This window comes from Bacillota bacterium, from assembly GCA_024653485.1.
GTDB lineage: Bacteria > Bacillota > SHA-98 > UBA4971 > UBA4971 > UBA6256.
In genome coordinates, this window is the sequence record JANLFY010000002.1 from 114,431 (window position 1) to 126,997 (window position 12,567).

The 12,567-nt window shown below is 61.6% G+C and carries 8 protein-coding genes; all 8 read left to right on the top strand.

Translation table 11 applies throughout. The annotated features are described in order from the left end of the window. The first annotated feature begins 38 nt into the window (after window positions 1-38). The 8 genes from NUW12_02060 (at window position 39) to NUW12_02095 (ending at window position 12,511) form a co-directional block, all read left to right on the top strand. Window positions 39-2,348 carry a DUF6259 domain-containing protein gene (locus NUW12_02060; GenBank protein ID MCR4401558.1) on the top strand — a complete coding sequence of 770 codons (2,310 nt, stop codon included), beginning with the start codon at window positions 39-41 and terminating at the stop codon, window positions 2,346-2,348. Window positions 2,349-2,350: 2 nt separating this feature from the next. Further along, entirely contained in the window at window positions 2,351-3,256 is a 906-nt protein-coding gene (locus NUW12_02065) for a sugar ABC transporter permease (GenBank protein ID MCR4401559.1), read from the top strand. Next, window positions 3,249-4,130 carry a carbohydrate ABC transporter permease gene (locus tag NUW12_02070; protein ID MCR4401560.1) on the top strand — a complete coding sequence of 294 codons (882 nt, stop codon included), beginning with the start codon at window positions 3,249-3,251 and terminating at the stop codon, window positions 4,128-4,130. Before NUW12_02065 ends, NUW12_02070 begins: the two co-directional genes overlap by 8 nt. A gap of 378 nt (window positions 4,131-4,508) precedes the next feature. Continuing rightward, window positions 4,509-5,774 carry a sugar ABC transporter substrate-binding protein gene (locus NUW12_02075; GenBank protein MCR4401561.1) on the top strand — a complete coding sequence of 422 codons (1,266 nt, stop codon included), beginning with the start codon at window positions 4,509-4,511 and terminating at the stop codon, window positions 5,772-5,774. Between the two features lie 216 nt (window positions 5,775-5,990). Then, window positions 5,991-6,821 carry a metallophosphoesterase gene (locus NUW12_02080; GenBank protein ID MCR4401562.1) on the top strand — a complete coding sequence of 277 codons (831 nt, stop codon included), beginning with the start codon at window positions 5,991-5,993 and terminating at the stop codon, window positions 6,819-6,821. 244 nt (window positions 6,822-7,065) lie between these two features. Further along, window positions 7,066-8,094: a D-glycerate dehydrogenase gene (locus tag NUW12_02085; GenBank protein ID MCR4401563.1), complete on the top strand. Its 1,029-nt coding sequence runs from the start codon at window positions 7,066-7,068 to the stop codon at window positions 8,092-8,094. 146 nt (window positions 8,095-8,240) lie between these two features. Then, window positions 8,241-11,243, top strand: coding sequence for a GPI anchored serine-threonine rich family protein (locus tag NUW12_02090; GenBank protein MCR4401564.1), 3,003 nt, complete (start codon window positions 8,241-8,243; stop codon window positions 11,241-11,243). Window positions 11,244-11,590: 347 nt separating this feature from the next. Next, complete coding sequence (locus tag NUW12_02095) at window positions 11,591-12,511, top strand: pseudouridine-5'-phosphate glycosidase (protein ID MCR4401565.1); 921 nt, start codon at window positions 11,591-11,593, stop codon at window positions 12,509-12,511. The last annotated feature ends 56 nt before the right edge of the window (window positions 12,512-12,567 follow it).

Below are 12,567 nucleotides of genomic sequence, written 5' to 3' on the forward strand. Positions count from 1 at the left end.
CACGGGTCGTAGGCATCCATTCGGATGGGGGAGACAGAATGGCTTGGTACAACAGGGAAGCGATTGACTTTGAGCTGGACCCAGGTTCCGGAGCCATCGCGCGCTTCGCGGTAAACGAGCGGCCGCTGTTAGCAAAGCCGGCTGTCGAGGGTGAGACGCCGCTACTCGAAGTCGTGCTCGTGATGGGCGAGCGAAAGATTCGAGTCCGGCCGCACACGGTTCACGTAAGACCACATCATGGGTCTATGAACGGGGCGTGTGGCATGCGCGCGGCTGAAGTGGAGTTTGTGCAGTGTGCCGAGGTTCAAGAGCTTCCAGGTGCTCGCCAAGATGTTCCCGAGGTTGACCTCGAGGAGGCGGCCGAGCGAAGCGCGCAGCTCTACCAGGTGACCGGACGCTGCCTCTTGGACATCGAAGACGATGGGACCTTCATATGGCGTTTATCACTCGAGAACAAGACCGGTCTCCCGGTGCATGAGATCCTCTTCCCTTGCCTCGGCCCCGTGCGACTGCCCGGGACGGCGGACCTGCTCTATCCCCACCACGCAGGCGAGAAGATCCGTGACGTTCCCGCGAGCCTCGCGAGCGAGCGATACTTGAGGTTCTGGCGGGCACAGAGTGTCCCGACTCCGTGCGGGTACGCCCGGGAGATCAATTACTGCGGCCTTGCCTCCATGACATGGATGGACCTCACCGACGGTGTGATAGGGCTGTATGCAGCTTCGTATGACCCTTCCTTTCCCGTCACCGGGCTCCGCGTGGAGACGGGAGGGCCGGAGGACCCATGGGTTACCCTGGGTTTTCGGAAGTACGTGGATGTCGAGCCCGGGGGTCTACACGAGACGGGCCCTGTGGTCTGGCGGGTTCACTCTGGCGACTGGCATGAGGCCGCGAGAGAGTACCGACGCTGGTTCGACGGGCTGGTTGAACAGCGGGAACAGCCGGAGGACCTCCGGAGGGAGGTTGTGATCACGACCCATTACCAGTTCCGGCGGTACGAAGGGATAGCGCACCGCTTCGAGGACATCCCGCGCCTCTTCGACCGAGACAAGAGCGAGTTTCAGAGCCGCCACTTCTTCATTGCGAGCTGGAATCACCTTGGGTTTGATAGTCACTATCCCGACTACAATCCCGATCTCGAGCTCGGCACGCCGTTGAAGCTATACGAAGGGGTCAGGTACGTTCGGGATTCAGGCGGGTTCGCCACATTCTACATCAACAGCCGGATAATGGATCGCCACTCTGAGTACTTGCCTTCGCTGGGACAACGCTGGCTCCTGCGAAACGAAAGAGGAGAGCCGATCTCCGAGACATACGGCCCCGCGGAGGCCGTGGTATTGTGCCCGTCGTGCTCCGAGTGGCGCTCGTACTTGGAGGAGTTCGCGGTCTGGATGTGTCAGGCTTACGGGGCTAGGGGCATCTACTTCGACCAGCTGGGTTCCGCTATGCCTTTGCCGTGTTACGCGTCTCACGCCCACAGTCCCGTGCGAGGCTCCTGGGGATTCAACGCGGCCTATGTCGACCTGATCGAACGGACGACTGGAAGGTTGCGGGCGCTTCGCCCCGACGCGTTCCTGATGATCGAGAACTGCGGCGACATCTACAGCAGTCGCGTGTTCGCCAACGTTGCTTGGAACGGCGAACGATACGACGAGTTCTTCAATCTGTACAAGTTCACGTTCCCAGAGCACATTCTCATCAACATGGTCAATCCGCGGAACGTGAAAGACCCCGCCCTGCAAGAGGAGATGTTCTACCGAGATCTGGACCGCGCCTTCGTTCTGGGCAGCGTCTTCTGGATCGAACCGGACCACTTCGATGACAGGGTTACCGATGACGAGCTTCGCTCGCGCATGGTTGGCTCCCTGAAGCGAGCGATCCGCGTGAGAGAAGCCACGGCGCCCTATCTGGCACACGCGGTGTTCATGGACGATCTGGAGCTGGAGGTGCCGGCGGGCCTCAAGGCGACTCGCTGGGAGAGTGCGGGGAAGAACGCCGGCGGTCTCCTCCTGGTGGTGAACCGTGAGAGACTATCTGACCTCGTCATCACTCTCTCGCGAGACGCCTGGACATCGGGTGGCGATTCGGGCTACGGCCGGCCTGGGGGCGGGGGTCGGCTCGAGGTAGCCGAACCGGTGACACCGCCGTTTGGCACCCGGCCCGAGACGCGGCGCGCGGACGCGGAGGGAACGGACGCGGCGGGATCAGAGGTGTGGCGACTCGACTCGGAGACTTGCGAATGGCGGCGGGATTCTGCGCGCGTGGTCGGCGACGCGCGCCTCTTCTCGATTCCGTCAGCGGAGTATTCGGTGTTCCGTTGGGGATTCGACGGAAAGGAGGAAGCCTGACCGTGCGTGGAGGGCAACAGAGGCGGCGTCTCTTGCGACAGCGCGAGCAGTTCGAGGCGTGGCTCTTTCTTGCCCCGAACCTAGCGGGGTTCTTCGTCTTCACAGTGTTCGCCGTGGTGTTTTCCCTGTGGATCAGCCTTCACGAATGGGATCTCTTCAACCCTCCAACGTTCGTAGGCGTTGCCAACTTCGCGAAGCTGCTCACTAGGGACGCGAACCTGAGGCGCGCTCTATGGAACACAGTCTGCTTCGCATTGGGCATCGTGCCGTTGGGCACTGCGGTGGCTCTCGCACTGGCCCTCCTGGTCAATAGGGCTGTAAAGGGAGTCACGTTGTTCCGCACCGCGCTTTACATCCCCTCAGTGAGCTCGACCATTGCCATCGGCATAGTCTGGGTCTGGCTTCTCGATCCCCAGTTCGGGCTCGTCAACTGGTTTCTCAGGACCATCGGCGTGGCCCACCCTCCGGACTGGCTCAGCTCCACGTTGTGGGCCAAGCCAGCGTTGATTCTGATGGACGTTTGGAAGTCGGCAGGCTACTATATGGTGATCTTCCTCGCCGGTCTTCAAGGCATCCCGGAACAGCTTTACGAGGCCGCGCTGATCGATGGCGCCACCCCATGGAGGAAGTTCTGGAGCATCACGCTCCCCCTTCTATCTCCCACGATCTTTTTCGTCGTGGTCATGCGCATCATAGGCGTGTTCAACATGTTCGAGCTGCCGTACATAATGACGTTGGGCGGGCCTGCCGGGTCGACGGAGACAATGGTGTTCTACATCTACAAGAATGCGTTCGAGTGGTTCCAAATGGGGTACGCCGCCGCAATAGCCTGGCTGCTCTTCCTCATCATATTCGCTGTCACCTACGTGCAGTTTCGCTATCAAAGAAGGTGGGTAACGTATGACTAGGGAGATCCGTACTGCCGGAGTCGTTGTGACGTCCGCCGCCCGTAGAGCCGCCAAGGAGCGCCTGGGGAACGCGGCAGTCTTCGTTCTATTGAGCATAATATCCGTTGCCACTGTCTTGCCGTTCCTGTGGACGATCTCCTCTGCGCTGAAAGGACCTGGACAGGTATTCGACTACCCGCCAAGATGGATTCCCAGCCCGGCGCACTGGGAGAACTTCGCCACGGCCTGGAACCGCGTGCCCTTCGGCCGCTTCCTCCTGAACTCGACGTTTGTAGCGTGTTCCGTTGTGTTCTTGCGTCTCTTGACTTCGTCGCTCGCTGCCTACGCCTTTGCCCGAATGCGCTTTCCGGGACGCGACGCTATGTTCCTCCTCTATCTCGGCACGCTGATGATTCCGGGGCAGGTGACCATCATCCCTAGGTTCATCCTAGTGCGTTACCTTCACTGGCTTGATACGTATACCGCTATGATCTTGCCTGGGGCTTTCTCCGCTTTCGGGACTTTCTTGCTGCGCCAGTTCTTCCTTACGCTTCCGTACGAACTCGAGGACGCTGCGAGAATCGACGGGTGCAGCCGCCTCGGGGTGTATTGGCACATCATACTGCCCTTATCCCGACCTGCCCTCGTGGCGCTCGGGATATTCACGTTCGAGGGTGAATGGAACGCGTTCCTGTGGCCGTTGATCGTGGCGAACAACCCAATGAAGATGCCAGTCCAGGTGGGTCTTGCGTTCTTTCGGGGGATGTACTCGACCGAATGGGAGATCATGCTGGCGGGCACTCTCATCGCTCTCGTCCCCACGCTCGTCGTGTTTGCTGCGGGTCAGAGGTACTTCACGAAAGGAATCGCTCTTTCCGGGTTGGGAGGCCGCTAGGCGGCGGGCTGCCTTGCACCACTCGCCGGGCTCGAGCGGGTCGAAACGTGCGGAACGCCCGGAGGAGCGTTCGCGGGCGGCGGCCGGGCGGGCAGCGTGGGATGGAGGCGCTGGTACAGACGCGAGGCAGAGGCAGCCGTGCGCGGGGCAGACGCTGAGCTGGCGCGGAGGAGTGCCTGGCTAATGCGCGGTCGAAGCTAAAGCCGACACCGGTCCGAAAGAGGGATGGGGTGAAAGGAGGGGGGAATGAGGGCAATCCTCCGTGTTCGTTACGCTGGGTTCGTCGTCAGATCTGTCGTAGGGAGCCAGCGGGTCTATGTGGACCTCGGGAGCAACGTGCGGTCGAGTCTGCGGTCTACCAAAAGGAGGGCACGAGATATGCGAGTAAGAAGGTTCTTCGTAGGGATCCTGGCGCTCGCCCTATCGCTCGGCGTCGCCGTAGCGCCGTGCGCCGCGGCCAAGACGAAAGTGCGGGTCTCGACATGGTGGAGCTTTGAGACAGGGAGTCCCCTCGACGCGTTGAAGGCTGCCTTTGAGGCGGCGAATCCCGACATCGAGATCGAGTACCTACAGATTCCTTCCTCAGAGTACTATACGAAAGTCTTGACGATGATCGCAGGCGGCACTCCGCCCGACGTCGCCATGCTGGGCATGGATAAGCTCGGCTCATGGGTCCCCCGCGGTGCGCTTCAGGAACTCACTTCATACATCAAGGAGGCCGGGTACGACCTGAATCAGCTCTTTCCCGCGGTACGTAGGGCCATTGAGTTCCGCGGCGGCATCTATGCCCTTCCGAGGGACGTGACCACGAGCGTCGTTGCGTACAACAAGACCCTCTTTGACCAGGCCGGCGTGGCCTATCCGAAGGCGGGTTGGACGCGCCAAGACTTCCTGAACACGGCCAAGGCCTTGACGAAAGTGGAAGGCGGTCGCACAACGGTGTTCGGCTACGCCTTCGATACTTTCCCCGACGGATTCGTGGACTGGCTCTTCACGAACGGAGCGAGCTTCATCGACGCCCAGGCCAACCGCGACGCGCTGCACGAGCCGAAGGCGGCGGAGGTCCTGAAGTTCCTGCAGGGCATGATCAAAGAGGGCATCGCTCCCTCGCCGAGCCAGGCGGAGGCCTTCAAGTACGCCTCCAGCGCGTTCACGATTCAGAAGACTGCTATGTACGTCGCCACGGTAGGATGGGCGAACACTTTCGCCAAGGACGCCAAGCTCAACTGGGACGTGGCGCCCATGCCAGTCTGGGCTGAAGGAATGGAGCCTGCTTGCAGACTCTGGGTCAATTTCTGGACGCTCCCGAAAGGATCCGTTCATCCGAAGGAAGCTTTCAAGGTGATGGCGTTCTTCGCGGGACCAGTTGGCCAGAAGATCGTGGGCGAAACCCGCATGGGCATCCCCGCCATTCGCGATATCGCGTACGGCCCGGCCTTCCTGGGGCTCCCGGGAGCGCCTGAACACCGCCAGGTCTTCCTGGATGTAATGCACAACGCTATCCCGTTCCCGCTCTTCCCGGAGAGCGACCAGTACTTCACCGTCATGAGGCGAGAGCTCGACCAGGTGTGGGCGGGTCAGAGATCGGTGGAAGACGCTGTTGCGGCAATCGATCGGGAGACTCGTTCGCTGTTCGGCAAGTAGCCGGAACCGATGTCAGGGCCGCGGTGGCCCCGTGGCCGATCGTCTGGGACGGGCCAGGCTCGTTCTTGGCGGGTGTGAGTGTGGCAGAGGGCAGGGGAGCGCCGCGCCGAATCGCGGTTCTCTCCTGCCCGGCCGTACCCGAAGACGAGGTCACCTTCGAGTCGCGGCCACATTCAGGTAACACGCAACGACACAGCGGAATGGGGGACAACGCAAGTGTACCAGTGCCGAGCGACAGCATACGACACGCACGCGCTCAGCCAATCCGAGTTACGCATAGGTGTGATCGCGGACATCCACGCTGGGTCGGACCAAGGCTCGCAGCTGGGCAGCCACGCGTTCCGGCTTCTCGAAGAGGTCGTACGCGAAATGGCGAGATTCGAGCCAGACCTCGTCGTGGACCTGGGCGACCGGATCAATAACGTGGGTCGTGTCGAAGACTCCTTGCACCTGCGAGAAGTGGTTGCGAGAATCGGGTCTCTGCGGCAACCGAGGTATGTACCTGGCAACCACGACTTGGTCCACCTCACCCTGAGGGACAACGAAGAGGCTGCGTCGCAATCCCAGGGGCACCGGTCCGAGGTATGGCAAGGATGGCCCGTGCTCTTCCTCAACACCGAGGGCGAGAAACCTGACACGAGAAGTCTTGTGGCGGACATCTCCCACATCTCTCGAGGCTTGCTCATTGTCTTTAGTCACCGACCGCTCGTTCCGGTCCCTCTGGCCCGTAACCCTCTCTTCGACCCCGGTGAACCCCAGAATCCCCCCTGGGGTCCCGCCCTTGTGGACGAGCTGGTCGAATTGGGCTGGGTACCTTTGTGCGTCAACGGTCACCTGCATTGGAACCACGTGCTCATCGCGCGAGCATCCACCCACGTCACCGTAGGTTCTCTAGTTGAGGCGTGGGAGTGCTCGGGACATCCATCGGGGTCATTCGCCCAGCTGGTTGTGGAGCCCGCCGGGGTGTTGACGGGAGTTGGGGTGGAAGTGCACGTGATAGGGAGGCTCGCATGCCACTACAGGTTCGATTTCCAATACGACGTCTAGGCGGACTTGGGGCGAAAGCGTGGCCCCATTGCCCTGTGCGGCCTGTCATTCGAGCGACGCGAGCCCGGCGAAGGCGAGGGGCGGCCACACGGGGAGGCTGATTCCTTGTCAAACTCGTTCCTTCGGCGGTACAATCAGGCTGTGGGAATGCAAGCCGAGATCATGCGAGCATGAACCAAAACCCACGCCGAGCTGGAGAGCGAGGCAGCGCCAGCACCAGCCGGTCCGTCGAGGTCGTTAGCGGATGAAGACGGTGAAGCCCAAGATCTATGTCACTCGAAGAATTCCCCAGCCGGGCCTGGATCTCCTCGCGACAGCGTTCGAGGTCGAGGTCAACTCGCACGATAGGGTCGCGACCCGGGAGGAGCTCATTGCGGGAGTACAGGGCAAGGATGCTCTCCTCTGTCTGCTCACCGACAAGATCGACGCCGCTGTCATGGACGCCGCCGGTCCAGGACTCAGAGTGATCGCCAACTACGCGGTGGGGTTCGACAACGTGGATGTGCCTGCAGCTACACTGCGCGGGATCCCGGTAACGAACACCCCCGGCGTGCTGACCGACACCACGGCCGACCTCGCCTTCGCGTTGCTCATGGCGACCGCGAGGAGAGTGGTCGAGGCGGATAGATTCATGAGGGCAGGCATGTACCGAGGTTGGGGCCCGATGCTCTTCCTGGGCCAGGACATCCACCACAAGACCCTGGGCATAGTTGGGCTCGGAAGGATCGGTCGGGCCATGGCGGAGAGGGCAGCAGGGTTCCACATGAGGATTCTTTACACTAACACGACCGCGACGCGGGCGGAGGCCTCGACGAATGACACCGGACCGTCAAAGGCGATCGAGAAGAAGCTGAACGCCGAGTTCCGGGAGCTGCCAGACCTCCTCAGAGAGTCAGATTTCGTGAGCCTCCACGTTCCGCTCACGGAGTCGACCCATCATCTCATCAGCGACGCTGCATTCGACCTCATGAAGCGAACGGCCATACTCATCAATACGTCCCGAGGCCCTGTCGTGGACGAAAAGGCGCTGGTGCGAGCGCTCAAGATGGGGAAGATCGCCGGCGCTGGCCTCGATGTGTACGAGCGCGAGCCGGAGTGTGAGCCGGAGTTGAGAGAGCTAGACAACGTGGTAATGGTGCCGCACATCGCGAGCGCTTCCGTGGAGACCAGGACCAAGATGGCCACCATGGCTGCGGAAAACGCCGTCGCAGCCATCCGGGGCGAAGTTCCGCCGAACCTCGTGAATCCCGAAGTATGGGACAGGAAGAGGTGACTGGCACCCTCGCCTCACCTCTCCTCACGTCGCCTCACCGTGACGAAGCCGGGCGTTCCCCTGTTGTACCGGAGGGTCCTGCTTCGTCTTTGGGTATGAGGTCATGGCCGACGTGATCTCAGTCTCTGTGAAAGGAGGAGGCCGGAGTGCGTTCCAGGTTCGCGCTGGTATGGAAAATGCTAACAATGATAGTGGTCTTCCTCTGTGTGATTTCTACTGTAGTCATGCCCGAGTATGCGCCGAGGGCGGATGCGGCGGCGGAGAACCCCTCCATCACCGTCGTGCACCCAAACGGCAACGAAGTCTGGGAACTGGGATCGCAACAAACCATCGTATGGACATACACAGGCAACCCGGGCAGCCAGGTCACGATCGAGCTGCGGGACGGCTATAACGAGCCGGGCTATGCCGGGGGCACCGCGCGCGTCGTGGGAAAGCCTTCGATAGGACAAAACGGTATCGGCACGTACACCTTCGTCGTGCCCAAGGATCTGCGACCAGCCTGTACGTATCAGGTCAGAGTGAGCGTCGCCAACACCAACTATGGGGACCTTAGCGACGACGATTTCAAGATATTGCTCCCTGGAGAGCGTCCGCCCATAACCGTCTTGTCGCCCAATGGCCGCGAGATCTGGATTCCGGGTTCCGTGCAGACCATCCGTTGGTCGTACAGGAGCGATCTGGCGTCGAAAGTCAAGGATGTGGACATTTACTGGTTCAAGCCGGCTGTCGGCACGACGACGCAGTCGTACGTGAAGCTGGGCTCCGCCCCTCTGGGACAAAACGGCCTTGGCAGCTACAAGTGGCAGATCTCGCCGACGTCGGGTCCGGGGAAATCCCCTGGGAGCGACTACAAGATCGCGATAGTTGCCCACAATGACCGGTTTGTCAGGGACACGAGCGACGGGTGCTTCACGGTGGGTTCCGCCTCGTCCCCGACGCAAGAACCGAGTGGGCAACCGGCTGAGCAGCGCCTCATAGTGCCTCAGCCATCCGTCGTGAGCGCGACCCATGCGGGGGTGGCCCTGACCTACAATCTCCCCAGGCAGTTCTCGTCGGTTCAAGGAGCGAACAACTGGTATTACCTCTTTGGTAGCTCGGCGAAAGGGCCAAATCGCGCCGCCTGGGACAACCGTGTCCAGCCGTGGGGAACGGTCGACCATTATAGCTGGAACGGGGGATCAGGGAGTTCCGGCCCACGATACCTGGAGATAACGGGACGCGACCCGAAGGACTGGCGTAGACCTGGGACGGGGGGATGGCTGCAACCGGGCGAAGGGGCTGACATCTCCATCGGCTGGAGCGCGCCGCAAAGCGGCAGGGTTTACATTCGGGGCATGTTGAACACCACGTGGATAGACGCGATAGCCGGCGGGTCCAACGACGATGGGGTGTGGTTTTCGATTTGGAAGGGCACGTCTCGCCTAACCCAAGAGGAAAGGGTTTTCCGAGGCAATGACGAGAGGAACCGAGCGCCATCCGTGGTGCAGACCGTCGCGACTACGGTGGCGCCCGGGGACATGATATACTTCTATGTCCGGAGGGGCAACTGGCAGGACTGCGACGGTATGTACTATAGCTTCACGATAACTTACGATCCCAACGCCGACCTAGAGCCGCCGGTGTCTAACTTCATGGTCCAGGGAGACACGATTAGCTTGTTCGCCGAGGATGCTGGAAGCGGCGTGGCCACCATAGAGTACTTCGTTCGCGACTGGGAAGGAAGACAATCCGAGTGGAGGACTTACGAGGGCCCGCTCGTCCTGGACAACGTCGAAAAACTGGTGTTCAGAGCGATGGACAATGTCGGCAACTTGGAGCCTTATCACATAGTCAACGTGGGCGAACTGATGTCCCATGCCTACCAGCCCGGGCCGGGGTATGAAGCGGCGGTGGAGGCTCAACCGCAGCCTATGCCGGAGGGCGAACCCCCCTCCTCGTCCGAGTCGTTCGAGGAGGCCCTCGAGGGAATCTTCAGCGGGTTGTTCTCTGCCCTGTTGGGGGGCCAGTCTCCGACTGCGCAGCCACAGCCACAGCCTCTGCCTCAACAGCAATCGCAGCCGCAATCGCAGCCGCAACCCCAGCTCCAGATCGTGCCCTCGGCCGGCCAGGTGCTCATCGACGATCCATCGTTCGTGACGCTTACGGCCTTTCCCAACGCGTCGGGCGGGGCCTTCGCGGCCTCCTACGACCTGCAGATCAAAGCCAACAATCCAAGCTACCCGGTGGAGGTCTCATACCTTCTGCTCAGCGCGAGTGGGACGCCCGACCGTCCATCGTCCGGCATCGATGTCCATCCCGCGGGAGAGTACGAGTCAGTCTGGGATCCCAACAAGCAGCAGTTCTACCAGACAGAGGTCGGTGGCTGGGCGCAACCGAAGTACAGGGTGAACCCTCAGGTCCTCTCACTGCCGGCGGGCAGGGGGGCAGTCTTGATGTTGGCCCGGTACCAGAAGATCTACGTCATCTTCCTGAACGAGTCGGATGGCCACCTCGTCTACGAGGTGTTCAGGGGCGGGGCGTTCAACGGCCTCGACGTCCCCGGGCTTGGGCAGGTGACTCGGTCGGGCGACAAGCTTAGGATCCATTCGCTGGGAGAGCCCGTGGAGGTGGGCATCTGGGGCACAGGGCAGTACCTCCACGATGAAGTGATGGGATTCGCACAGCAGGGCTATGTTGCCAACGACAAGCTGTACGACATTCCCAAGTACGGAATGTTCATGCTGGCGATCGCCAGATATGACAAAATCGGGCTCATCATCGGGAACTTCAACGACGGACAGCTAGGTGCGCTGTCATTCACCGGCTCGAGGCGCCTCGAGACCGAGACCGTCCCGGGCCTCTGCGAGATACGAGATGGCGGCATAGTGGCGGGACCGGACACCACTGGTCCCATACCACTGGTTCACGTGACCGCTACCTCTGGAAGGCCCGTTGACTTCCTCCACTTCGCCTTCGACAACACCTCTTGGCGGTGGCAGGTAGGTGGCTGGTCTCGTCCGGAGTACGTCAGGAATCCGCAGGTCCTCCAGCTGAGGCACTATACACCCGGCTTCTTCATGGTGAGCGGCCAGGGCAGGGTGGGGGTGTTCTTCTACAACGAGAACGACATGGAGACGGGCGTCCTGCCCCTCACGCAGGTGCGGTGAGCAAAGGAAGTATGCCGAGCCCAGAGCGTGCTCGCGTGTGTCAGAGTGTGACCGTGTGCGTCAGAGCGTGTCCGATTGCGTCTGAATGTGTCCGAGACGAACTGAGGCGCCCCGGTCCGCCGGGGCGCCAGCGCGTCGTTTCGGAGCGGTGGGCCGACTTCTCTCCGCAGCTGCGAGGCAGCGATGCCGGAACCAAGACGGCTGCATTCGGCCACACGTCGCCTGCCCGCAGGCCGCCCCACGCGGCCCCACTCGGATGAGAGGGAAAGAGCGTACTTGGGTTGAAGTAAGTGATGTTCGGAGTGCTCGCATCGCTCGGGGCGATCTGCATGGAGGGAAGGCTCACGATGGACGGGGTTTGGGTAGTGAAGGAAGAGGTCGCCGAGGGCATCGCTCAGGGGATACCCGTGGTCGCCTTCGAGTCCACGGTGCTCACACATGGCCTGCCATACCCGCAGAGCAGGGATCTCGCCCTCGACGTAGAGAGGATCGTCAGTCTTCAGGGTTGCGTGCCCGCGACCATCGGCATAATCGAGGGCGTGATCCACGTTGGGATGACCGAGGATGAGATCGACCGCCTCGCCGGCGACAAGACGACGTGCAAGGCTTCCGCGTTCGATATTGCGATGGTGATCGCGTCGCGCCGTTCCGCAGGTACCACCGTGTCCGGAACCCTCGCGATAGCGGAGCGAGCCGGCATCAGCGTGTTCGCCACGGGCGGAATCGGCGGCGTCCACAGGGGTTTCGCGGAGCTGCACGACGTGTCACACGATATCTCGAGCCTCGCTCGGTCGCGGGTCGTTGCGGTGAGCGCAGGCGCCAAGGCCATCCTGGACTTGCCCAAGACCCTTGAGTGCCTCGAGACCGCAGGGGTCTGCGTGGTCGGGTACCGGACCCGAACTTTCCCTGCGTTCTATTATCGCGATTCGGGCTTGGCGTTGAACCACTCGGCGGAGACAGCAAATGAGGTTGCACGCGCTTTCATCCTGAGGCGCGAACTTGGGTTGCCAGGCGGGCTGCTGGTCGCGGTGCCGGTGCCCGAGGAATACGAGCTACCTCGGGAGCTCGTCGACAGCGCCATAGACCGGGCGCTCGCCGAGGCCGACGCGCGAGGGATCCGCGGCAAAGAGCTTACGCCGTTCCTGCTAGCCCGCCTCGCGGAGATCACTGACGGCCGCTCTGTCGAGACGAACCTGGCTTTGCTGAAGAACAACGCCCGGGTTGGCGCGGAGATCGCGGTGGCGATAGCCGCCGATCCCTGGACGTGACGTGAATCTCGTCCGAAGAGGCGCTGAGCCCAGTGTTCGGTCTCCAGGTGTTCGGT